Source organism: Xanthomonas sp. BRIP62411 (assembly GCF_003993525.1).
GTDB classification, from domain to species: Bacteria; Pseudomonadota; Gammaproteobacteria; order Xanthomonadales; family Xanthomonadaceae; genus Xanthomonas; species Xanthomonas euroxanthea.
Genome location: NZ_QEZI01000012.1, coordinates 42,184 through 64,163, shown reverse-complemented (window position 1 = coordinate 64,163; position 21,980 = coordinate 42,184). Strand labels below are relative to the sequence as shown.

20 protein-coding genes and 1 pseudogene are annotated in these 21,980 nt (G+C 65.4%); 12 read left to right on the top strand and 9 right to left on the bottom strand.

Features of this window, described 5'->3' with window-relative positions:
• The first annotated feature begins 94 nt into the window (after nucleotides 1–94).
• Nucleotides 95–1,339 (top strand): cell division protein FtsZ, encoded by a 1,245-nt coding sequence (gene ftsZ / locus EO139_RS10710; RefSeq protein ID WP_126970542.1) that lies wholly within the window; start codon nucleotides 95–97, stop codon nucleotides 1,337–1,339.
• 232 nt (nucleotides 1,340–1,571) lie between these two features.
• A complete protein-coding gene (gene lpxC, locus EO139_RS10705) occupies nucleotides 1,572–2,483 on the top strand; it encodes a UDP-3-O-acyl-N-acetylglucosamine deacetylase (protein WP_126970540.1) in 912 nt (303 codons plus the stop codon).
• A gap of 186 nt (nucleotides 2,484–2,669) precedes the next feature.
• On the opposite strand, the gene EO139_RS10700 is transcribed toward lpxC, so the two are convergent.
• Entirely contained in the window at nucleotides 2,670–3,116 is a 447-nt protein-coding gene (locus tag EO139_RS10700; RefSeq protein WP_104543326.1) for a DUF721 domain-containing protein, read from the bottom strand.
• Here EO139_RS10700 and EO139_RS10695 point away from each other — a divergent pair, their 5' ends adjacent.
• The 5 genes from EO139_RS10695 (at nucleotide 3,117) to EO139_RS10675 (ending at nucleotide 9,403) form a co-directional block, all read left to right on the top strand.
• Entirely contained in the window at nucleotides 3,117–4,061 is a 945-nt protein-coding gene (locus EO139_RS10695; RefSeq protein ID WP_104649684.1) for a M23 family metallopeptidase, read from the top strand. It begins immediately after the preceding gene.
• 155 nt (nucleotides 4,062–4,216) lie between these two features.
• Nucleotides 4,217–6,955, top strand: coding sequence for a preprotein translocase subunit SecA (gene secA, locus EO139_RS10690; RefSeq protein ID WP_104584574.1), 2,739 nt, complete (start codon nucleotides 4,217–4,219; stop codon nucleotides 6,953–6,955).
• A gap of 471 nt (nucleotides 6,956–7,426) precedes the next feature.
• The gene (locus tag EO139_RS10685) at nucleotides 7,427–7,795 is read left to right on the top strand and encodes a VOC family protein (protein ID WP_126946183.1); all 369 of its coding nucleotides are present in this window, start codon (nucleotides 7,427–7,429) and stop codon (nucleotides 7,793–7,795) included.
• Nucleotides 7,796–7,940: 145 nt separating this feature from the next.
• Nucleotides 7,941–8,888 carry a Nudix family hydrolase gene (locus EO139_RS10680; protein WP_126944406.1) on the top strand — a complete coding sequence of 316 codons (948 nt, stop codon included), beginning with the start codon at nucleotides 7,941–7,943 and terminating at the stop codon, nucleotides 8,886–8,888.
• A complete protein-coding gene (locus EO139_RS10675; RefSeq protein WP_126970538.1) occupies nucleotides 8,885–9,403 on the top strand; it encodes an AAA family ATPase in 519 nt (172 codons plus the stop codon). The genes EO139_RS10680 and EO139_RS10675 overlap by 4 nt, the downstream gene beginning before the upstream one ends.
• 119 nt (nucleotides 9,404–9,522) lie before the next feature.
• Here the strand turns inward: EO139_RS10675 and EO139_RS10670 are convergent, their stop codons facing one another.
• On the bottom strand, nucleotides 9,523–10,119 hold the full coding sequence (locus tag EO139_RS10670) for a hypothetical protein (protein WP_126970536.1): 597 nt from the start codon (nucleotides 10,117–10,119) through the stop codon (nucleotides 9,523–9,525).
• A 143-nt stretch (nucleotides 10,120–10,262) separates the two neighbouring features.
• A complete protein-coding gene (metF, locus tag EO139_RS10665; RefSeq protein ID WP_126970534.1) occupies nucleotides 10,263–11,090 on the bottom strand; it encodes a methylenetetrahydrofolate reductase [NAD(P)H] in 828 nt (275 codons plus the stop codon).
• A 210-nt stretch (nucleotides 11,091–11,300) separates the two neighbouring features.
• Here metF and EO139_RS10660 point away from each other — a divergent pair, with 210 nt between their 5' ends.
• A complete protein-coding gene (locus tag EO139_RS10660; protein WP_241235948.1) occupies nucleotides 11,301–11,579 on the top strand; it encodes a hypothetical protein in 279 nt (92 codons plus the stop codon).
• A 283-nt stretch (nucleotides 11,580–11,862) separates the two neighbouring features.
• A complete protein-coding gene (locus EO139_RS10655; RefSeq protein ID WP_115676120.1) occupies nucleotides 11,863–12,840 on the top strand; it encodes an NAD(P)H-quinone oxidoreductase in 978 nt (325 codons plus the stop codon).
• A gap of 138 nt (nucleotides 12,841–12,978) precedes the next feature.
• Here the strand turns inward: EO139_RS10655 and EO139_RS21820 are convergent.
• Nucleotides 12,979–13,077, bottom strand: a pseudogene (locus tag EO139_RS21820) (VOC family protein); the annotation flags it as partial.
• Between the two features lie 233 nt (nucleotides 13,078–13,310).
• Between EO139_RS21820 and EO139_RS10645 the strand changes: the two are divergent.
• Nucleotides 13,311–14,246 carry a Gfo/Idh/MocA family oxidoreductase gene (locus EO139_RS10645; protein ID WP_104584583.1) on the top strand — a complete coding sequence of 312 codons (936 nt, stop codon included), beginning with the start codon at nucleotides 13,311–13,313 and terminating at the stop codon, nucleotides 14,244–14,246.
• Between the two features lie 138 nt (nucleotides 14,247–14,384).
• Here EO139_RS10645 and EO139_RS21695 read toward each other — a convergent pair whose 3' ends face one another.
• Nucleotides 14,385–16,055 (bottom strand): histidine phosphatase family protein, encoded by a 1,671-nt coding sequence (locus tag EO139_RS21695; protein WP_241235947.1) that lies wholly within the window; start codon nucleotides 16,053–16,055, stop codon nucleotides 14,385–14,387.
• A gap of 416 nt (nucleotides 16,056–16,471) precedes the next feature.
• Nucleotides 16,472–17,842 (bottom strand): alpha-amylase family protein, encoded by a 1,371-nt coding sequence (locus tag EO139_RS10630; protein WP_206515139.1) that lies wholly within the window; start codon nucleotides 17,840–17,842, stop codon nucleotides 16,472–16,474.
• Nucleotides 17,843–18,226: 384 nt separating this feature from the next.
• On the opposite strand from EO139_RS10630, the gene EO139_RS10625 reads away from it, so the two are divergent.
• Both EO139_RS10625 and EO139_RS10620 read left to right on the top strand, forming a co-directional pair.
• Nucleotides 18,227–18,772 carry a DUF2058 domain-containing protein gene (locus EO139_RS10625; protein ID WP_126970528.1) on the top strand — a complete coding sequence of 182 codons (546 nt, stop codon included), beginning with the start codon at nucleotides 18,227–18,229 and terminating at the stop codon, nucleotides 18,770–18,772.
• Between the two features lie 58 nt (nucleotides 18,773–18,830).
• A complete protein-coding gene (locus EO139_RS10620; protein WP_104649676.1) occupies nucleotides 18,831–19,388 on the top strand; it encodes a DUF3228 family protein in 558 nt (185 codons plus the stop codon).
• Nucleotides 19,389–19,633: 245 nt separating this feature from the next.
• Here the strand turns inward: EO139_RS10620 and EO139_RS10615 are convergent, their stop codons facing one another.
• From EO139_RS10615 to ahcY, 3 genes are all read right to left on the bottom strand, one after another.
• The gene (locus EO139_RS10615; RefSeq protein ID WP_126970526.1) at nucleotides 19,634–19,939 is read right to left on the bottom strand and encodes a hypothetical protein; all 306 of its coding nucleotides are present in this window, start codon (nucleotides 19,937–19,939) and stop codon (nucleotides 19,634–19,636) included.
• 16 nt (nucleotides 19,940–19,955) lie between these two features.
• On the bottom strand, nucleotides 19,956–20,204 hold the full coding sequence (locus EO139_RS10610; RefSeq protein WP_104584590.1) for a hypothetical protein: 249 nt from the start codon (nucleotides 20,202–20,204) through the stop codon (nucleotides 19,956–19,958).
• 328 nt (nucleotides 20,205–20,532) lie between these two features.
• Nucleotides 20,533–21,975 (bottom strand): adenosylhomocysteinase, encoded by a 1,443-nt coding sequence (ahcY, locus tag EO139_RS10605; RefSeq protein WP_115676125.1) that lies wholly within the window; start codon nucleotides 21,973–21,975, stop codon nucleotides 20,533–20,535.
• Nucleotides 21,976–21,980 lie beyond the last annotated feature (5 nt).

Sequence of the window (21,980 nt, the reverse complement as noted above, 5' to 3'; positions counted from 1 at the left end):
CATTCGCCGACATGCGGGTGTTGGGCTGGCGAACGGAGCAATCCGATTCCCCATTCCCGATTCCCCATTCACGGCATCTAAAGAGGACACTGACATGGCACATTTCGAACTGATTGAAAAAATGGCTCCCAACGCGGTCATCAAGGTCGTTGGCGTGGGCGGCGGCGGCGGCAACGCGGTCGCGCACATGGTCAACACCAATGTCGATGGCGTGGAGTTCATCACCGCCAACACCGACTCGCAGGCGATCAAGAACTGCGGCGCCAAGCTGCAGCTGCAGCTCGGCACCAACGTGACCAAGGGCCTGGGCGCCGGCGCCAATCCGGAAGTCGGCCGCCAGGCTGCGCTGGAAGATCGCGAGCGCATCATGGACGCACTGCAGGGTGCGGACATGGTGTTCATCACCGCCGGCATGGGCGGCGGCACCGGCACCGGCGCGGCGCCAGTCGTTGCACAGCTGGCCAAGGAAATGGGCATCCTCACCGTTGCCGTGGTCACCAAGCCGTTCCCGTTCGAAGGCCGCCGCCGCATGCAGGTCGCGCTGAAGGGCATCGAGGAACTGAGCCAGCATTGCGACTCGCTGATCACCATCCCCAATGAAAAGCTGATCACCGTGCTCGGCCGCAACGCCACCATGATCCAGGCCTTCCGCGCTGCCAACGACGTGCTGCAGGGCGCCGTGCAGGGCATCGCCGACCTGATCGTGCGTCCGGGCCTGATCAACGTCGACTTCGCCGACGTGCGCACCGTGATGTCGGAAATGGGCCTGGCCATGATGGGTACCGGTTCGGCACGCGGCGACGATCGCGCGCAGGCCGCTGCCGAAGCCGCCATCCAGAACCCGCTGCTGGACGACGTCAACCTGGCCGGTGCCAACGGCATCCTTGTCAACATCACCGCCGGCCCGGACTTCACCATGTCCGAGTTCGACGAGATCGGCCGCACCATCGAGGCGTTCGCCTCGGAAGATGCGACCGTGGTCGTCGGCACCGTGCTTGACCCGGACATGCAGGACGAAGTGCGCGTCACCGTGGTGGCCACTGGCCTGAACCGTGCGGTTGCCCGCCAGACCCAGCGCCCGGACCAGCGCGCGCCGATCAAGCTGGTACGCAACGCCACCACCGGCCAGCCGGAGTTCGGCGATTTCGACACCAGCGGCGGCGATGCGGTGTCCAAGGCCGTCGGCGGCAGCATGGGCCTGGGCCTGCGTCGTCCGAGCAGCGACTCGGTCGGCAGCAGCAGCGGTAGCAACAACGGCGGCGGTTCCGTTGCGCCGGCTGCAGACCTGCCCAACGACTACCTGGATATCCCGGCGTTCCTGCGCCGCCAGGCCGACTGAGGAGCGTCGGCCGCGTCGCTGCGGCGGCGCGGTCCGTCCCGCCCCGGGGTTCGCCCCGGGGATGCTGTGCCATGTCCTTTCTGCCGGATCGGCCACGATCCGGCAGCTTTTGCAGTTGCGTGACCCGGGAATTACAGTTCCCGTCACGCGCGGCTTGTTAAAATTCGGATAATCTCTACGGATTAGACAGCCGGTTCAGCGTCTGTCTGCATTGTTCATCCAGACTTCGCATATGACCCAGCAACGCACTCTCAAGAACACCATTCGCGCCACCGGCGTCGGCCTGCACAGTGGCGACAAGGTGTACATGACGCTACGACCGGCTCCCGTCGATCATGGCGTGGTGTTCCGGCGTGTGGACCTGGAGCCGATCGTCGAAGTCCCCGCCGATGCCGAACTGGTCACCGAGACCACGCTGTGCACCGGCCTGACCTGCAATGGCGCCAAGATCCAGACCGTCGAGCACCTGATGTCGGCACTGGCCGGCCTGGGTGTGGACAACGTCATCGTCGAACTGTCCTCGGCCGAGTTGCCGATCATGGACGGTTCGTCCGGCCCGTTCGTGTTCCTGCTGCAATCGGCAGGCATCGTCGAGCAGAACAAGGCCAAGCGCTTCATCCGCATCAAGCAGACGGTGGAAGTGCGCGAAGGCGACAAGGTCGCGCGCTTCGAGCCGTACGAAGGCTACAGGCTCGGCTTCACCATCGAATTCAACCACCCGATGATCCCGGCCAAGCAGTCGCGCCAGGAAATCGAGTTCTCCACCTCGGCCTACGTCAAGGAAATCTCGCGCGCCCGGACCTTCGGTTTCATGCGTGATCTCGAGTACATGCGCGAGCGCAATCTGGGCCTGGGCGGGTCGATGGACAATGCCATCGTGCTGGACGAGTTCCGCGTGCTCAACGAGGACGGCCTGCGCTACACCAACGAATTCGTGCGGCACAAGATCCTGGACGCGATCGGCGACCTGTATCTGGCCGGCGGCGCCATCCTGGGCGCCTACGAAGGTTTCAAATCCGGCCACGCGCTCAACAACAAGCTGGTGCGCGCGCTGCTGGCGGATCAGGCCGCCTGGGAATGGGTCAGCTTCCCCGAGGGCAGCGTGCAGCCACCGGTCACCTACGCCAGCCCCGTCTACGCCTGATGTCGGGGAATGCCGTAATCGGCGTTCGAAGTGTGAACTGCGTCGGATTTACGGCCCGTTCTTAACTTTTATTTAAGACTTCTCTAACTCCTGCGCGGCCCAGGCCCGCTAGGATGCGTCGGGTCGTGCGCGGCCTTCGCAACTCTTTCACGCCGCGATGGCCGTCGCGTAACAGGCCGCACCGACTCACCGTTTGGTGGGTGGAACGTCCTGCAGGGAGGCCAGCGCATCGCGCAGACCTCGGTGCGTGGCCTCCGACACAGGACGTGGACGCTCGCGATTCTGCTGCGTTGGGGAATGCAGCGGGGTGGTGGTGGTCTTGATGGTCACTGCGGTGGCCTTCAGTCCGATGGATCGGGCGGCATCCAGTAATTGGGTCTCGGCAAGTCGCAACTTGGCATGCCAGACAGGTGAATCAACCAGAAAAACCAGCTGTTCGTCTCTGACATTGGCCAGCCGGCAACGGGTGGCCAGATGAGGCGGTAACAGGGGGCGCAACTGCCGGTCCAGCGCATCGAGCCACAAGGCGCGGCGCAAGGGGTCGCCAGCCTTTTCACCCAACGCGGCCTCGATGGCCGGTTGTGGGACGGAAGGGTTGCGTGCGTTGGACTTGGGCTTGGACATGACACTCATATGGCGTTGAAGAAAGTTGTAATCAAATCTCGCGAAACCCGGGCGCAACGGTTGGCCCGGCAGTTCCAGGGCTTCGCTGCGGATCGACCGATGGTAGTCCTCGGTGCCGTGCTTGGGCTGGGCATGTTGATCGGCATCGGTGCCAGCACCGCCACGGGCATGGTGACCAATTCCGCGTTGCAGGCCAAGGTTGCCCGGCAGCAGGCCGAGCTGGCCCAGGCGCAGCGCGCCTCGCAGGCGCAGGTCAACGCACTGGCCGCGCGCATGGGCGAGCTGCAGGCGCAGGCCACCCGTCTCAATGCACTGGGCGAGCGGCTGACCGAAATGGGCAAGCTGAAGGACGGCGAGTTCGACTTCGACGCGCCGGTCGGCGTCGGTGGCGGCGATGAGCCGGTCAGCGACATGCCGGTCGAATCGCTCAAGCAGACGCTAGGGCAGGTCGAACAGCAGTTCTCCGCCTCCGGCCAGCAACTGAACGTGCTGGCCACGCTGATGTTCGATCATCAGCTCGAACAGAATTCGGTGCCCTCGCGGATGCCGATCCGCAACACCTACATCACCTCCGGCTTCGGCGGCCGCGCCGATCCGTTCGACGGCGGCTCGGCCTTCCACAAGGGGGTGGACTTCCACGCCAACGTGGGCGACCCGGTGATGTCGGTCGCCGATGGCGTGGTCAGCTACGCCGGCGTGCGCGGCGGCTACGGCAACGTGGTGGAAGTGGACCACGGCAACGGCTACGTGACCCGCTATGCACACAACTCGCGCCTGGTGGTGAAGGTGGGCGATCTGGTCCGCGCCGGCCAGCAGGTGGCCAGGGCCGGCTCCAGTGGCCGCTCCACCGGCGCGCACGTGCATTTCGAAGTGTGGGCGGACGGGCGGGTGGTCAATCCGCGCAAGTTCCTCGGCGATACCAATACGCCGGTGGGCCGCCGCGGGCGCGGTTGACGACGGCGCGGGTGGTGCTTGATTCGTGAAGGCCCGCCCCAAGCTACAATAGGGTGTTGCCATCGACAGGGCGCAGTGCGCCCTGTTTCGTTTACGGCGGCCGGGTCTTGGGGACCGGCGTCGGTCAAACCGTTCCTTTTCAACCGGTTTCTTCAATGATCAACAGTCTGCTTACCCGTGTCTTTGGCAGTCGTAACGAACGCCAGCTGCGCCAGCTCAACCGCCTCGTCACCCAGATCAATGCGCTGGAGCCGACGATCGAGAAGCTCTCCGACGCCGAGCTGCAAGCCAAGACCCCGGAGTTCAAGCAGCGACTTGCCGCCGGCGAGTCCCTGGACAAGATTCTTCCCGAAGCCTTTGCGGTGTGCCGCGAGGCCAGCCGCCGCGTGCTCGGCATGCGCCATTACGACGTGCAGCTGATCGGCGGCATGGTGCTGCACCTGGGCAAGATCGCCGAGATGCGCACCGGTGAAGGCAAGACCCTGGTGGCCACGCTGCCGGTGTACCTCAACGCGCTGCAGGGCGAGGGCGTGCATGTGGTCACGGTCAATGACTACCTGGCCCGACGCGACGCCGCGCAGATGGGCAAGTTGTACAACTGGCTGGGCCTGAGCGTGGGCGTGGTGTATCCGGGCATGCCGCACAGCGACAAGCGCGAGGCCTATGGCAGCGACATCACCTACGGCACCAATAACGAGTTCGGCTTCGATTACCTGCGCGACAACATGGCGCTGTCCAGGGCCGACCGCTACCAGCGCAACCTGCATTACGCGATCGTCGACGAAGTCGACTCGATCCTGATCGATGAGGCGCGCACCCCGCTGATCATCTCCGGCCCGGCCGACGAATCGCCGGAGCTGTACATCCGCGTCAACCGCATCGTGCCGCAGCTGACCCGGCAGGAAAGCGAAGAGGGCGAGGGCGATTACTGGATCGACGAGAAGGGCAAGCAGGTGCATCTGTCCGAGGCGGGCATGGGCCACGCCGAAGAATTGCTGATGCAGGCCGGCATTCTCGAGAATGCCGAGGACGGCCTGTATGCCGCGCAGAACCTGAGCGTGGTGCATCACCTCAATGCCGCGCTGCGCGCGCATGCGATCTACCAGCGCGACGTGGACTACATCGTGCGCGATGGCGAAGTGGTCATCGTCGACGAATTCACCGGCCGCACCCTGTCCGGGCGTCGCTGGTCCGACGGCCTGCATCAGGCGGTCGAGGCCAAGGAAGGCGTGCCGGTGCAGCGCGAGAACCAGACGCTGGCCAGCATCACCTTCCAGAACCTGTTCCGCATGTACAAGAAGCTGTCCGGCATGACCGGTACGGCCGATACCGAAGCCTACGAATTCCAGAGCATCTACGGCCTGGAAGTGGTGGTGATCCCGACCAACCGCCCGACCGTGCGCAAGGACCATCCGGACCAGGTGTTCCTCAACCGCAAGGGCAAGTTCAACGCGGTGCTGGCCGACATCGAAGACTGCGCCAAGCGTGGCCAGCCGGTGCTGGTGGGGACCACCTCGATCGAGACCTCGGAGATGCTGTCCGAGCACCTGCGCAAGGCCGGGGTCAAGCACGAGGTGCTCAACGCCAAGCAGCACGAGCGCGAAGCCACCATCGTGGCCAACGCCGGCCAGCCGGGCGCGGTGACCATCGCCACCAACATGGCCGGTCGCGGTACCGACATCGTGCTGGGCGGTTCGCTGGAAACCGAACTGCATGCCATGGGCGAGGACATCAGCGACGAGCAGCGCCTTGCGGCCAAGACCGAATGGCAGCGTCGCCACGACGCGGTCAAGGCGGCCGGCGGCTTGCACATCATCGGTACCGAGCGGCACGAATCGCGGCGTATCGACAACCAGCTGCGCGGCCGTGCCGGTCGTCAGGGCGACCCGGGTTCCTCGCGCTTCTACCTGTCGCTGGAAGACAACCTGATGCGCATCTTCGCCTCGGACTGGGTCCAGAAGGCGATGCGCATGATGGGCATGAAGGAAGACGACGTCATCGAAGACCGCCTGGTCAGCCGGCAGATCGAAAAGGCCCAGCGCAAGGTGGAGGCGCACAACTTCGACATCCGCAAGAACCTGCTGGATTTCGACGACGTCAACAACGATCAGCGCAAGGTGATCTACGCCCAGCGCGATGAATTGCTGGATGCCGAATCGGTCAAGGACAACGTCGACGGCATCCGTGGCGATGTGATCTACGACCTGGTCGCGCGCTTCGTGCCGCCCAATTCGGTCGACGAGCAGTGGGACCTGAAGGGGCTGGAAGCCACGCTGGAATCGGAGCTGGGCATGCCGCTGGCGTTGAGCGAGATGGCACGCACGCAGGAAGAACTGGACGCCGAGCAGATTGCGGCCAAGGTGCAGGCGGCGGTGGATGCGCACTTTGCCGAGAAGGAAGTGGCGGTGGGCAGCGACACCATGCGCGCCTTGGAGAAGCACGTGATGCTGACCGTGCTGGACCAGGGCTGGAAGGAGCATCTGGCCAAGATGGATTACCTGCGCCAGGGCATCTATCTGCGCGGGTATGCGCAGAAGCAGCCCAAGCAGGAATACAAGAAGGAAGCCTTCGAGCTGTTCTCCGAGATGCTAGAGAACGTCAAGCGCGAAGTGATCAACCTGCTGGCGCGCGTGCGCATCCGCAGCGAGGAGGAAGTGGCCGAGCTGGAAGAGCAGGAACGCCTGCAGGCGCAGGCGCGGCTGATGGCCTCGCAGTTCCAGCATCAGGACGCCGGCGGCTACGGTGCCGACGAGGAAGTGGAACAGATGCAGGGCGGCAACGCCCCGGTGCCGGTGTCGCAGGTAACCCGCGACGAGCCCAAGGTGGGCCGTAACGATCCATGCCCCTGCGGCAGTGGCAAGAAGTACAAGCACTGTCACGGTCAACTCAGCTGAGCTGAGTTGACCGTGGTGCAGCCCGCCTGGCGGGCTGCACACCAGGCGTCCGCGTAGCGGACGCCTGGTGCACGGTCCTTGCTTCCGATCCCCGCGCCGTTGGCGCGCCCCCTTACCAAGGGGGCTCTGCTGACGGAGGGATTCGTTGGAGCTGCTGATACTCAGGCGTGGAATGTGGGTGGCGGGGTGCAATGACCCCACTGAATCTCACGCTTTTTCCAACTCTCCGCCTAGTCCCTGCCAACGGCTTGGCTTGCGTGGTTGCCAGGCACGGTCTGCAACCCGTGGCATAGACGCCAGGAGCGTTCGACCAGCTCGATGGGCGCTGTCCTGGTGAGCCTGGGCTTGGCGCGGTTCGCCCCACGCTTGTCCATCGCGCGCCGGTGGCAACCATGCCTGCTGCACGCAGGCTTTTCCGCCTGCGACACTGCGGGGCGTATGCTCGATCCACGTCCCACGGGGGAGTGCGTCATGTCGCAGCTGTCGAGCCAGCAACTGAAGGTGTTCGTGCCTGCACGCGACTACGCGCTGTCGCAGCGGTTCTATCGCGCGCTGGGCTTCGTGCAGGAGGACGAGGTGGGCAATGTGACCTGCTTCCGGCATGGCACGCATTGCGCATTCCTGCTGCAGGATTTCTACCTGCGCGAGCTGGCCGAGAACCTGATGCTGCACCTGTGGGTGGACGATGCCGACAGCTGGTGGCAGCACGTGCACGATACCGGCCTGGACGCGCAGTTCGCAGTGACCTGCAGCGTGCCGGAAGACCGGCCATGGGGCGCACGCGATTTCACCCTGCACGATCCCAGCGGAGTGCTCTGGCGCATCGGCCATCCACTGTAGACGTGAATCGGGAATCGGGAATGGGGAATGGGGAGTTGCAAAGGCGGGCATGGTGCGTGCTTCAAACGATTCCCGATTCCCGAATCTCCAATCCCCGCCCTCAAGCGATTGCGCTGAACCGCTCACTCACGGCACTCTTGTGCCCATGCCCGATTCTCTGAGATCCATCCACGTCGTCGCCGGCGTGATCACCGACGCCCGCGGCCGCATCCTGCTGACCCGCCGCACCGAAACCCGCGACATGCCCGGCCTGTGGGAATTTCCGGGCGGCAAGCGCGAACCCGGCGAAACCTCCGAACAGGCCCTGGTGCGCGAACTCAATGAAGAGCTCGGTATCGAGGCGCAGGTCGGCGAGTGGTTGATGGACGTGCCGCAGCTATATCCGGACAAGCGGCTGCGCCTGGAAGTGCGCCACATCACCGCCTGGAAGGGCAGCCCGCGCGGCCGCGAAGGCCAGGCAATGACCTGGGTGGCCGCAGACAAGCTGACCCGGTATTCGATGCCGCCGGCCGACGTGCCGGTGGTCGGCGTGCTGCGCCAGCCCGACCGCTATCTGATCACGCCCGAGCCGGACGATGACGCGTTGTGGCTGGAAGGCCTGGAGCGTGCGCTGCAGGACGGCATCACGCGCATCCAGCTACGTGCGCGGCAGGCCGAACCGGCACGCTGGCAGGTGTTGCTGCAACAGGTGCTGCGCCTGCGCGGCCGTACGCGCGCGCAGCTGCTGCTCAACCGCGACATCGCACTGGCCGGCGAACTCGGCATCGGCGTGCACCTGGGCGCGGAGCAATTGGCCAGCCTGCAGGAGCGCCCGTTGCCGGCCGAACACCCGGTTGCCGCCTCGTGTCATGGGTTGGAGGATCTGCGCCACGCCCAGCGTCTGGGCTGCGATTTCGCGGTGCTGGGGCCGGTGCAGGCGACTGCATCGCATCCGGGTGCGACACCCCTGGGATGGGAGGGGTTCGAACGCTTGCGCGAGCAGGTCTCCTTGCCGATCTACGCACTCGGGGGCATGCAGGTCGACGACCTGCGCGCGGCACGTGCGCATGGCGCGCAGGGCATCGCGGCGATTCGCGCGCTGTGGCCGCAGTGACTGCGCCGTCAGCGACCTTGGTGGTGTTGGGCGGATTGCCCGGTGTCGGCAAGAGTTCCATTGCTCAGGCGCTGCTGACGCACTGCACTGCGTTTTATTTGCGTATCGATACGATCGAGCAGTCACTGCGCGAAAGTGGTGCACTCGCCAACGACGTCGGACCAGCCGGCTACATGACCGCCTATGCGCTTGCCGCGGCCAATCTGCGGCCGGGTCACGTGGTGGTCGCCGATTGCGTGAACCCACTGCCGGTCACCCGTGAGGCGTGGCGTGATGTGGCGCGCCGCACACGCAGCCGCCTGCTGGAGATCGAAGTAGTGTGCAGCGATCGCAAGATGCATCGGCAGCGCGTGGAATCGCGGCAGAGCGAGGTGCCTGGATTGCGCATGCCGGATTGGTCCTCCGTGCTCGTGCATGACTACGTGGCATGGACCGAGCCGCATTGGGTGATCGACAGCGCCGGGCTGGACCCGCAGCAGGCGGCTAGCCAGATCATGGACCGGCTCGCCGCGTAGCCTGCAGATGAGGCATGTGGTCCGAAGGGTTCTCGCAGCCGATGCGCTGCTTACCTTTGCAACCCACGCAGATACTTCGCCACTGCGATCCGCCGGCGTCCGTCAAGGCGGGCGTTGCGCTAGAACGTCACCCAGAAGCAGTTGTACTGCCGACGCAGCCGCAACACGCTGCGCGCGGGCGTGCCGCTGGCGAGATTCTGCTCCAGGCGCAGGCCCCAGGGGCGTGGGCGGCCCGGGGGTGCCGGGAGTAGGGTGTCGGTCGCACTGCCGTCCAGTGATGGAGCCGCCGCCGATGTGTTCGCATCGGCTTGCCAGGTTGGCGGATCGCGTTGCGGGTACATCGGGACGATATCCAGCAACGGGCGTTGCACGATGGCTTCCAGCCGGCTCAGTACCTGGCTGGCGGCCGCGTCGGACTGGCCGCTCCACAGGTACAGGCTGGAGAGCCGGTTGACGTCGCGGCTGTCCACCGCCAGTTGCAGCAACGACACCAGTTCGCTCAACCGGCGCGGGCAGCCGTAGCCAGACAGGCCGGTAGTGCCCTGCGTGCGCGTGGCCGGCGGCGGGCGCGCCGCGGCGCCGACATCTTCGCAGCGGCGGTCGGTGAACATGGTCTGCCCGTCTGCTGTCACGCAGCGGCGGATCTCCTGCGCCTGCCCGCGCATGGCCGGGCAAAGGCAGGACAGCAGCAGCAACGGCAGCAGGAGGCGGGGCATCGACGCAGCGTAACGGGCCGTGCGTGAGCCGGCGCGCAACGTGCCAAGACAGCGGTAGCCTGTACGGCGCTTGCGCATCACGCGCGCCTGCCGGTGCCGTGCCCGCACAGACAGCCAGCATGGCATGGCATCGCTGGCGTGGCTCAGCGCCCGAGCAGCTGCAGCACCTGCGTGGTCGGCTTGGCCAGGTTGAGCGTGTAGAAGTGCAGGGCAGGCGCGCCACCGGCGATCAGGCGCTCGCACACGGTGGCCACCACTTCCGCACCGAAGGCGCGCACCGCCTCGGCATCGTCGCCGAAGGACTGCATCTTCTTGCCGATCCAGCGCGGAATTTCCGCGCCGCATTGCTCGGAAAAGCGCCGCAGCTGCGAGAAATTGGAGATCGGCATGATGCCGGGGATGATCGGGATCTCCACGCCCATGCGCTGCACCGTGTCGCGGAAATGAAAGTACGCATCGGCGTTGTAAAAATACTGGGTGATTGCGGCATCGGCGCCGGCATCCACCTTGGCCTTGAAGTAACGCAGATCGCTCAGTGCGTCGGTCGCCTGCGGATGGGTTTCCGGATACGCACCGACCTCGATCCGGAACGCATCGCCATGCTCGGCGCGGATGAAGGCGATCAGGTCCGAGGCATAGCGCAGGTCGCCCGGATGGCCCATGCCCGAGGGCAGGTCGCCGCGCAGGGCGACGATGCGGGTACAGCCGATCGCGCGATACAGCTTGAGCAGCTCGCGGATCTCCTGGCGGCTGCCGCCGACGCAGGACAGGTGCGGGGCGGCCTCGAAACCGTGCTTCTGCTTGAGGTGGCGCACCGTCTCGGAGGTGTAGCTGAGCGTGGAGCCGCCGGCGCCGAAGGTGCACGAGACGTATTCCGGCGCGTAGCCCTTCAACCTGGCCGCCGTGCGGTCCAGCTGTGCGCGCTGGTCGTCGGTCTTGGGCGGGTAGAACTCGAAACTGAGAGGCGTCATCGCGGCGGGTCCGGCGGATCGTGCCGGCATAATATCGCTTCATCGCGATGAATGCATATTTGGTTGCGGGTGTCCTGGATGCGGCTGCCTCGGGGAACTCGTGCATGCCTGCGCCATGTGCGACAGGGTTGGGGCCGCTTCGGGCGCCAGTCTCGGGGTGCGGCGTACACGCTAAGCTCCAGTCCCCAGGCCACTTGATCGGAGCGCGACATGCAAGAACAGCAAATGGATGTCATCGCCGAATCGCTGGGCCGCATCTGGGTTGCGTTGGCACGCAGCGTCGGTGATCTGGCGCTTGCCCTGGCCGAGCAACCCGGCGTGGATGGCGACAAGTTGCTGAGGCACTTCGCCACCCGCCTGCCGTCGGATCAGGATGACGGCACCTCCAAGGTGTTCGAGGCGATTCGCCAGTACAATCGACCAGGACGCCGCGCCCAGCGCGCAGTGATGCGTTGCCACGTGCCTCTGCAATGCAGGCGCGCGTGCTGATGCGGTGTGGTCTTGCGATGCGCTTGCCGGCAACGGATGACGGCCCGGTCTGCGGGCCTGCGGGCAGTCGCCGCACAGCGGCGCACCCGGACTGGCATCAGCGGTGGCGTGCGTCCGTTGCAACACCGCTTCAACGCGTGCGCCGGCCATCGCGTAGTCGCTCGCCCTGCGTTGGTTGAGAGTGGGGTCGCGCCGCGCGTGGGTGAGGTGTCGCGACCGGGCGTGCGCCATGCCTTGACGCAGGGATCCCTACACTGGGCGCACTTTCTACGGAGTGCTGCGCATGAGCGATACCACGATGACCGCAATCGCCATCCGCGATGGCAAGGGCGATGCGGATGCGCTTTACCCCGACGAGCAGCCGCGTCCCCGCCCCGCGCCGGGGCAGGTGCTGATCCGCGTGCATGCGGCCGGCATCAATCGTCCCGATCTGCTCCAGCGTGCCGGCCACTATCCGCCGCCGCCCGGCGCACCGCAGACGCTCGGGCTGGAAATCGCCGGGGAGATCGTGGAGCCGGCCGGCCGCTGGAAGGTGGGCGATCGGGTATGTGCACTGCTGGGCGGTGGCGGTTACGCGCAATACGCAGCGGTCGATGCGCGGCATGTGCTGCCGATTCCGGCCGGCATGGAGATGGCGCATGCCGCGGCGCTGCCGGAAACCGTCTTTACCGCGTACGCCAACCTGTTCGAGCATGGCCGGCTCGCCGCCGGGGAATGGCTGCTGCTGCACGGCGCCACCTCTGGGATCGGGGTGACGGCGATCCAGATGGCCAAGGCCGCCGGTGCGCATGTGCTGGCCACCGCGCGTTCGGCGGGCAAGGCGGCGCAGGCACGCGAGCTGGGCGCCGATGTGGCGATCGACTCCACCACCGAATCCTTTGTCACCGTGGCCAAGGCGCACGGCGGGGTGGATGTGTCGCTGGACATGGTGGGCGCTGCAGTATTCGCCGACACCCTGGAGGCGCTCAATCCGCGCGGACGTATCGTCTACATCGCCTCGCAGGCCGGCTCGACCATCGAGGTACCGATTCCGTTGCTGATGCGCAAGCAGGCCATCCTCACCGGCTCGACGCTGCGCCCGCGCAGTGCCGACGAGAAGGCGCGCCTGGCTGCGGAAGTGGAGCGCGTGGTGTGGCCGTGGATCGCGCAGGGCAAGCTGCGCGTGCTGCTCGACAAGCGCTTCCCGCTCAGCGAAGCCGCTGCAGCGCACCGCTATCTGGAGCAGGGCAGCCACCTGGGCAAGGTCGTGCTGGAGATGTGAGTGCATGCGGCGGCCTGCCTGACAGGCGCGTGCGTGTCGGGCAGGTGGCGCGGACTGTCGCAGCGTGAGGTTGCCGGCCAGCGCATCGCAATGCGCGTCCAGGCAGCTGTCTGCAGCCGGCGTGGCTGCCACGGCAGGTCATGCAGGCGTGTCGACCACCGCTTCGAGGTGGTGCCCATCGGGATCGATGACGAACGCGGCGTAGTAATCGTCGCCGTAACCCGGTCGCAGGCCGGGGTGCGCCGTTGCAGCTTCGCTTGTTGCCGCAATGGCCGCCCTTGCACGGCCGCCGGGCGCCGCAGGTATAGCAAAACAAGCAGGAGCGATGTCTCGCAGCGAACCGCGGCCTGACCGTACACTGCGCCGTTGCGTGCGCTTGTGCATCGCGCCGCTGCCGCAGTGTCCGTGTACAAGCGCCTGAAACGGGCGATCGCGGGTCCCGCCACTTCACCATCAGCCCGAAGGTTTCGATGAAGCATCCAGACGCATTGCGCATTGCCCTTGTCGGCATCGGCAAGATCGCCCGCGACCAGCACGTGCCCACCATCGCCGCGCGCGCCGATGTGCAGCTGGTGGCCACCGTGAGCCGGCATGGCACGGTCGACGGCGTGCCGGCCTATCACACCCTGGAAGAGGCCTTCGCTGCGCATCCACAGATTGAAGCGGTCGCGCTGTGCACGCCACCGGTGGGGCGGCATGCGCAGGCACAGGCCGCGCTGGCGGCCGGGCGCCATGTGTTCCTGGAAAAACCCCCGGCCGCCACCCTGGCCGAGATCGACGACCTGCGCGCATTGGCGCAGCGCGCGCAACGCAGCCTGTTCACCAGCTGGCATTCGCGCTGCGCCGCCGCGGTGGCGCCTGCGCGGGCGTGGCTGGCCGACAAGCAGATCCTGCGCGCGCATATCACCTGGAAGGAAGACATCCGCCATTGGCATCCGGGCCAGGACTGGATTCTGGAGCCGGGCGGCATGGGCGTGTTCGATCCCGGCATCAACGCGCTGTCCATCGTCACGCATCTGTTGCCGCGCCCCTTCGCGCTGCGCGAGGCAGAGCTGCACACACCGGAGAACCGTCAGGCACCGCTGTACGCCAGGCTCGGCTTTGTCGATACCGCCGGTGTGCCGGTGACGGCAGAATTCGACTTCCTGCAGACCGGCCATCAGCGCTGGGATATCGAAGTGGACACCACCGATGGCCTGCTCATGCTCAGCGAGGGCGGCGCCAGGCTGAGCATCAATGGCCAGCCGCAGCCAGTGGAGGCGGCCGGCGAGTACGACGGTTTGTACCGCCGTTTCGTGCAGTTGGTGCGTGCCGGCGAGTCGGAGGTGGACGTCACCCCGTTCGTGCATGTGGCCGATGCGTTCATGCTCGGCGCGCGCAAGGTCACCGCGCCGTTTGCCTGGTAAGTCGGCGCGGCATCGCTCGCGTTCCAGCATGGCGTTGAATGGAAGTGCGCTGTGCGCAACACCCCGACTGAGGTCTCGACGACCCGGGCAATGACACGGCACCAGGCGCATGCAGCGATGTGCCTGGTGCCTGCGCTCCTACCTGCTGTCCAGCGCCACGGTGCCAGCTGCCACGCCGCTCGCATCCAGCGGCCTGGCACGCGTCGCAGTGCGCGCAGCGTGCTGGCGCAGTGCGGGAGTGATCTGCGCACGGAAGCGCCGTACCACCCATGTCTCGTCCAGTAGCGCAAAGGCGAAAAAGCCCAGCAGCGTGCCGGCAACCAGCGTGGGTGCATGTGCGAACGTGCCGGGCAGCAACAGGCTCAGCCACAGGAAGATGTTCGGCGAGGTCTGCAGCAGGTGGATGTCCGAGGCGATCGCCGCGGATACGGCCTTGCCCGTCACGCGCTGGTAGGCGGACAGATACGCTGCGCTGCCCAGGCGGCAGGCCAGCAGCAGCGCAAACGGCAGCAGCAAGGCGGCCCATGCCTGCCAACCCCCATGCCGCAGGGCGTCTGCCAACGGCCTGCCACCCGCTTGCAGCCCCACCAGCAAGGCCAGCGGCACCATCGTCAGCGAGCCCGCCCAGCCCCAGTTGGTGGCCAGTTTGCCGGCTGCGATCGGCCGCGCACGTCGCCAGCCCTGTGCCAGCAGGGACGGCGCCGCCAGCGCGATCAGCAACACCACGAAGAAGCGTTCCAGTGCATGCGCATTGCCCAGCACTTCGTGGTGATCCAGGAACAGCAACAGCAATGCAACCGGCAACACGATCGACAGCACCAGCGTGTAGCGCGCCGCAAAGAAATAATCGCCGCCGCGCGCAAGCGAGAAGGTGGGCACCGACAGCGCTGGTGGCACGATCAGCAGCAAGCCGAGGACATGCACCCATTCGTTATGCGACTGCGTGAGCAGCACCATGGCCAGCCCGGCGCGTGCCGCACTGACCACGCTCAATGCGAGGTTCTCCGGTCCTCCGGTCAGGCGCAACGCACCCGGTTCGATACGGACCGACAGGAAGAACGCATTCACCGCCAGCAGCGCCACGATGATGGTGGAGATCAGGCCATGCGGTAGTGCGAGGCCCATGCACGACAGCGCAAAGCCGGCCACGGCGGCGATCAGCATCCATTGCAGCAAATGGATTTCGGTCTGCTCGCCCAGGTAGTTAAGACGCGAGGAACTGTGCGCGGTCATGCGCTTGAGCTCCTCCCACGACAACGGGCGCGAATTGGGCAGCCGGAAGTCGATGTACTCGGCGGGCGGCAGGCCCGAGGCGATCAATGCGAACACTTCGACGATGTACTTGTGCGCCACCACCAGCACCTGCTTGCCCTGGCGGTCCAGCGGTGCCAGCACCGTGTCGTAGTAGTGCTTGCAACGCGCGTACATGTCCATCCAGTGCTCGCCGTCAGGCGGTGCACCATCGGCATCATGAAAACAGGCATCGAAGAGGCCATGGCCGATCGACTTCTTGATCAGCGTCTTGTTCTTGCCGGCGAAAATGCCGAAGTCGCGCTCCTTCAGCGCATCGCTGTACAGCACCTGCGGTGCGTCGCGGACGCCTTCCAGGATGATCGCCGCGGTGGCCTGGGCGCGTTCGAGCGTCGAGACATGCACCTGGTCGAAACGCAGCCCGCGTTGTCGAACGAAGTCGGCTGCCTGCCGGGCCTGTCGGCGGCCCAGTGGCGTCAGCGGCGAATCCTGCGCACCGGCAAAATAGTTCTGCTCGTTGGCGAGCGACTCGCCATGGCGGACGAAGTACAGAGGCATCGGCTTGCTCCGGTTGCTCGATTGTTCGGCGATCGAGAGCGTTGTCCAGATGATCTGGCAACGCCCTTCGCTGCACTCGGCACGCCTGCCTGCAGACGACAACGGCGTGCATCGGGCTGCCACATAGGTCCGGGGCGCAGCAGGATTCGTTGCACCAACAAACTCTCCGTGCCGGTTTGGTTCAGCGCCTGTCCAAGTTTGTGTTGATGGCCACTGGATACAAAGGCGACAGCTGCGGCACGACCGCCCGCCATGCCGCATGCCGATGCCTGAAAGCACGCGGCCTGCGCGCGCATGCTGCGGCGCAGGCCGCGTATCGAGCCGCTGGTGACGCGGTGCTGCACAGGCGTGCGAATGCTTACCTGCCCGGTCAACGGTCACCTGCGTGCGGCCGATTCAACGACCGTGGCGATCGCTCAGCGACGCCACATGCGCGCGCCACGCGCCGGCAGCGTAAAGGTGTGGGAGCTGCCGGTGATGCGGACCACGTTGCCGGAGCCCAGCGCATCGGTGTAGTCGGCATTCCAGTACAACACGCTGTTGTTCATGCCCACCGTGGTGGTGATCGGATTGCCGCACTTGTTGATGCCAACGATGCCCAGGCTGCCACGACGGAACAGGATATGGCAGGCGCTGGACGACAGCATCTGCATGTCGGTGCCCTGCATGCCGTTGTGGAAGCCGATCATGCGACGCAGATCCTCGCGCTGGTAGGCGTTGACCCAGCGGTTGTCGCCGCTTTCGTTGTTGTCGGTGTAGATCATCGGCATGCCACCGTTGCGGCCGATCAGATACACATATGCCAGCGTCTCATCGACCGGGTCGAGGATGGCGTAACGGAAGCCGGCATTGTTGGGGATGTCGTGGGTGACGGCGAAGGTCACCGCGCGATTGCCCGGCAAGGCCTGCCCGGTGGATGCCGGATCCACCAGCTGCTGCAGGCTCGCGCCAATGGCGAATGCATTGCGGACCGCGTTGAACAGCGGGAAGTCGTAGGCCGCATGCGGTGTGGATTGCAGATACGGTGCCAGGAATTGATCGTGATCGCCGTTACCGGTGCCGCCGCCGGTGATGACTTCGCCGAACACATACACGCCGGAGCGGATGCCGGCATCGAACACGCGGTTGAGGTGGTCGAAGGACATATGCTTGGCCGCGTCGACCCGGAAGCCGGTAACGCCCAGGCCCTTGAGTGCCTGCAGATAGGCGCGCTGTTGTTGCACCACCCACTCATTGCCGAGCAGATCCGGCAGGCCCGGATCGCTGCCGCCACCGCAGATGCGGTAATTGCGCACCTGATAGGCGTCGTTGTAGTTGGTGATGCACTGCGCCGGGCCGAAATCGCTGGCGCTCAGCAAGTTCGATTGCAAGGTGCCGAACAGGCGCAACGTATCGTAACGGCCCGGATCTGCAGCATATTGCGCGAGCACGGCGCTGCCGGGGTAATTGAGGTCCGAACGTGTCGCCGCCTCGTTGGCCATGTGGTTGAGCACGACATCGGCATAGGTTTCCACGCCGTTGTTGGCCAATGCCTGCACCATGCGCCTGAAGGCGATGGTGTCGCCGAGCGGGTTGTCGATCAGGCGGATGTCCTGCGGCTGGTAGCGCGCCCACCAGGCGCTGCCTTCGGAGCGGTACGCCGGCGCAACCAGGACCTTGCGATACCCGGCATCGGCAATCTGCCTGGCGCGCGCTTCCACGGTGGCATACGGCCAGTTGAAGGCATGCAGGATGACATCGGCCTGGACGTTGGCTGTCATCAGCAGCAAGGCCAGCGCGGTGAGCAATGCGCGGGCGCCGCGCTGCAGGGCCGAGGTTGGAGAGTGGGCAGGTGTGGTGCGCATCGGGTGGTTCTCCAGTGGTAGGCGCAGGCCGGCGTGTGCATCACGCTGCCCGCGGCAAGGCCTCCGGCCCCTGTTCCGGAGAGCGCGCGCACGGCGTGCAGCGCGCGGTGATGCTAAGCGTGCATCGCGACGCAACATCGGTGTTGTGCATACGTATTCAATGCAATGGACCCCTGAACTGCGCACGGCGTTCGGCGGCAACAGGGTGGCCGGTCGCACAATGCAGCACAGTGGCGAGCGGCGCCGCGCTTGGTTTCGGCCGGGAGCTCGCGGAAGCCGGGTGCCGGGCGCGCTAAACTAGCGGCCAGTTCATTGCCGATCCTTCCCATGCGTAATCCATTGCAAGAACAACTGCTCAAGGCCGGGCTGGTCAAGAAGGCCCAGGTGGACAAGGTGGCGCGTGAGCAGGTCAAGCAACGTCATGCCAAGGGCGGGGCGGCATTGCCCGCAGATGCCGACAAGGTGGATGCAGCGCGCCTGCAGGCCGAGCGCGCCGAGCGTGATCGCGCACTGGCCGAGGAGCGCAAGGTGCAGCTGCGGCGGCAGGAACTGCTGGCCCAGGTCCGGCAGATCGTGGAGACCAACAAGATCAAGCGTGAGGGCGAGATCGACTACCGCTTCAACGACGGCAGCGTCATCCGCAGCGTGCTGGTCAACACTGCGCTCCGCAGCCAGCTGGCCAGCGGCGCGCTGGTGATCGTGCGGCATGGCGATGGCTTCGAGCTGATTCCGCGCGCCGCCGCCGACAAGGTCTACAGCCGCGATGCGGACGCTGTGGTGCTGGACCATGGCCGTAGCAGCACGCCAGCGGCGCCGGACAGCGACGACGACTATTACAGCCAGTTCAAGGTGCCGGACGATCTGATCTGGTAAGTGGTCGCGCCGCAGGGCGGCAGGCTACCCTGGCGTCCTTCGCCATCCGACCACGCTCATGTCCATCGTTCTCACACCGTTCGCCCGCACCCGACTGTTTCCCCGCGATGGTCGTCGCAACGCCATCCAGGATTGCACGCCCGAGCAGTTCATCCAGCGGCTCAACGAAGAAACGCCGGTGCGCGTGATCGCAGGCTATGCGCCGTTCTGCCAGCTGCATGTGCACCGCAACTGGACCTCGACGCGCTGCCTCACTGCGCCGATCACCGACGACAACCGCCACCAGCTGCGCTCCGGCTACGAGGCACGCAGCACGCAGGAGTTGCCGGTGCTGGTGCGTTGGTTCGAAGGGGTGGAGCCGCCGGTGGCGACGTACTTGCTGCCGATCCTCTACAGCCGCGATCAGCTGGCCAGGGAGGGCGCGCCGATCGACGCCGATTGGGGTGTGGTCGGTTGCCTCTACACCACCGAGCCGGAAGAAATTCCGATGGCGCCCATCACCATGCTGCGCAACGCACTGGGCGTGGACGAGGGCGGCTCCGGTGTGGCACTGGACCGCGACGCGTACCGGCGCAGCGTTGCGTTCTGGGAACGCAATGCGAACTGGCGGCCGTAGCGGGCGGATAGCCACGGCGTGTCTGCAATTCTTCCGCGCGGCGGGGAACGCAGCGCTGCTCTTGAACTCAGGCGTGGCGGTGCGGTGCCGCTCGCCACTGCGGGCGCTTGCTTTGGTCGAGCATAAACGTAGCTGCAGGTGCGACTGCAGAGCCGAGCTGCGTCTGCAGTTTTCGGACTTGCCGCAGCGCGACATTACGTGGATTGCACCGGATCAGCTGCCGGCAACCCTGGCGCAGATGCGTGCTAGCCGACGCCGAGCACGGGCATGTCCGGGGCGACCCATGCGACAGTAGTGATTGCGCCTTGCACCAGTCCCTGATCCCTGAGCTGCGCGAAGACGGCTGCAGGCGGCCAGCCCGCAGGTGTGTCGGCAAAGGGAATCTGCACTGATTGCAGCAGGCTGAGGATTTCGGCAAGTTCTTCAGAGCCCTTGAAGCTCAGACTGATGCGGTCTTGCATCGAACTGCCGCGCATCTGCAATGTCTGGCGCATGGCACTGTCGCAGATCACATGGACATGTTGATCCAGGACAGCGGAAACATGGTTCATGCGTTGCAGCCGCTGCTCAGATCTCGCTGAGGATATGGCTGCGGCGCTGTTGGTACTCCGCATCCGTGATCAACTGCTGCGACCTCAGCGTGTCCAGCTCCAGCAGTCTGGCTTGAGCGCTCTTTGGCGCTGCTGACCCTGTCGTTGCCCCAGTCGATTTGCGCGACGCGCGCTTTGCGATCCATACGATCAGGCTGATGACCGCAGCGATACTGCAAAAAAAGAAAAGAATGATGATCCAGTGCCAGATGCTGAAGCCGCCCATGTTGGTTCCTTTTGACGATGGGTGTTACGTAGTGGTTGACCAGTCTTGCTGCCATGCAGGTAAGCCGCAAGCCTTGGCCGAGTATCGCATACGGCAACGGCTGGCACGCCGACGGCAAGGCTGCCCGGCGTGCTGGACTCCATGGTGTCTTGCTCGAGACGTTGCATCCATGCGATGCATGTGGATGCCTCATGGCGCGAACGCAGATTGGTCGCCATGTGGGGCCGCTTGCACGCGGGGCCATCCAGCATCCTGCAAAGAAAACGGGCGCCTTGCGGCGCCCGTCCTGTTCAAGCGGTGACATCCGGGCAATCAACCGCTCGGCTGATCAGTAGCGGTAATGATCCGGCTTGTACGGTCCGGCCACGTCCACGCCGAGATACTCGGCCTGGTCCTTGGTCAGGGTGGTCAGCTTGACGCCGATCTTTTCCAGATGCAGACGCGCGACTTCCTCGTCCAGGTGCTTGGGCAGGATGTAGACCTTCTTCTCGTAGCTGTCGCGCTTTTCCCACAGGTCGATCTGCGCCAGGGTCTGGTTGGCGAACGAGTTGGACATCACAAAGCTCGGGTGGCCGGTGGCGCAGCCCAGGTTTACCAGGCGGCCGTCGGCCAGCAGGAAGATTGCATTGCCGTTGGCGAACACATACTTGTCGACCTGCGGCTTGATGTTGATCTTCTCCACGCCCTTCAACGCATTCAGCGCATCGACCTGGATCTCGTTGTCGAAGTGGCCGATGTTGCAGACGATGGCCTGGTCCTTCATCGCCTGCAGGTGCTCGACGGTGATGATGTCCTTGTTGCCGGTGGTGGTGACATAGATGTCGCCGCGGCCCAGGGTGGATTCGATGGTGTTGACCTCGAAGCCTTCCATCGACGCCTGCAAGGCGCAGATCGGGTCGATCTCGGTGACGATCACGCGGGCACCGTAGGCACGCAGCGAGGCGGCACTGCCCTTGCCGACGTCGCCATAGCCGCAGACCACCGCAACCTTGCCGGCCAGCATCACGTCCATCGCGCGCTTGAGGCCATCGGCCAGCGACTCGCGGCAGCCGTAGAGGTTGTCGAACTTGCTCTTGGTGACCGAGTCGTTGACGTTGATGGCCGGGATCAGCAGCTTGCCGGCTTCGGCGATCTGGTACAGACGGTGCACGCCGGTGGTGGTCTCTTCGGAGACGCCCTTCCAGTCCTTGACCACACGGGTCCAGTAACCCGGACGCTCGACGGCCACGCGCTTGAGCAGCGCCTTGATCACGCCTTCCTCGTGCGAGGAGGCCGGCTCGTCGACCCAGGTGCTGCCGTTTTCGAGCTCATAGCCCTTGTGGATCAGCAGGGTGACGTCGCCGCCGTCGTCCACCACCAGCTCCGGGCCGGTCTGGGTGCCGTCGGGCAGGGTGAAGGTCAGCGCGTCCAGGGTGCAGTCCCAGTACTCTTCCAGCGTCTCGCCCTTCCAGGCGAACACCGGCGTGCCGGAGGCGGCGATCGCGGCGGCCGCGTGGTCCTGGGTGGAGAAGATGTTGCACGAGGCCCAGCGCACGTTGGCGCCGATGTCCTTGAGCGTTTCGATCAGCACCGCGGTCTGGATGGTCATGTGCAGCGAGCCGGTGATGCGGACATCCTTCAGCGGCTTGGTCTGCGCATGCTTGCGGCGGATCGACATCAGGCCTGGCATCTCGTGCTCGGCGATGTCCAGTTCCTTGCGGCCCCAATCGGCCAGGGAAAGATCGGCGATCTTGTAGTCCGTCTGCGCGACGGTTTTTGCGACAGCGTTCATGCAAT

Bases quoted from the DNA above. Each gene is read 5' to 3' on its own strand.
- ftsZ (WP_126970542.1), top strand. From the start codon at position 95: ATGGCACATTTCGAACTGATTGAAAAAATGGCTCCCAACGCGGTCATC.
- lpxC (WP_126970540.1), top strand. From the start codon at position 1,572: ATGACCCAGCAACGCACTCTCAAGAACACCATTCGCGCCACCGGCGTC.
- EO139_RS10700 (WP_104543326.1), bottom strand. From the start codon at position 3,116: ATGAGTGTCATGTCCAAGCCCAAGTCCAACGCACGCAACCCTTCCGTC.
- EO139_RS10695 (WP_104649684.1), top strand. From the start codon at position 3,117: ATGGCGTTGAAGAAAGTTGTAATCAAATCTCGCGAAACCCGGGCGCAA.
- secA (WP_104584574.1), top strand. From the start codon at position 4,217: ATGATCAACAGTCTGCTTACCCGTGTCTTTGGCAGTCGTAACGAACGC.
- EO139_RS10685 (WP_126946183.1), top strand. From the start codon at position 7,427: ATGTCGCAGCTGTCGAGCCAGCAACTGAAGGTGTTCGTGCCTGCACGC.
- EO139_RS10680 (WP_126944406.1), top strand. From the start codon at position 7,941: ATGCCCGATTCTCTGAGATCCATCCACGTCGTCGCCGGCGTGATCACC.
- EO139_RS10670 (WP_126970536.1), bottom strand. From the start codon at position 10,119: ATGCCCCGCCTCCTGCTGCCGTTGCTGCTGCTGTCCTGCCTTTGCCCG.
- metF (WP_126970534.1), bottom strand. From the start codon at position 11,090: ATGACGCCTCTCAGTTTCGAGTTCTACCCGCCCAAGACCGACGACCAG.
- EO139_RS10660 (WP_241235948.1), top strand. From the start codon at position 11,301: ATGCAAGAACAGCAAATGGATGTCATCGCCGAATCGCTGGGCCGCATC.
- EO139_RS10655 (WP_115676120.1), top strand. From the start codon at position 11,863: ATGAGCGATACCACGATGACCGCAATCGCCATCCGCGATGGCAAGGGC.
- EO139_RS10645 (WP_104584583.1), top strand. From the start codon at position 13,311: ATGAAGCATCCAGACGCATTGCGCATTGCCCTTGTCGGCATCGGCAAG.
- EO139_RS21695 (WP_241235947.1), bottom strand. From the start codon at position 16,055: ATGCCTCTGTACTTCGTCCGCCATGGCGAGTCGCTCGCCAACGAGCAG.
- EO139_RS10625 (WP_126970528.1), top strand. From the start codon at position 18,227: ATGCGTAATCCATTGCAAGAACAACTGCTCAAGGCCGGGCTGGTCAAG.
- EO139_RS10620 (WP_104649676.1), top strand. From the start codon at position 18,831: ATGTCCATCGTTCTCACACCGTTCGCCCGCACCCGACTGTTTCCCCGC.
- EO139_RS10615 (WP_126970526.1), bottom strand. From the start codon at position 19,939: ATGAACCATGTTTCCGCTGTCCTGGATCAACATGTCCATGTGATCTGC.
- EO139_RS10610 (WP_104584590.1), bottom strand. From the start codon at position 20,204: ATGGGCGGCTTCAGCATCTGGCACTGGATCATCATTCTTTTCTTTTTT.
- ahcY (WP_115676125.1), bottom strand. From the start codon at position 21,975: ATGAACGCTGTCGCAAAAACCGTCGCGCAGACGGACTACAAGATCGCC.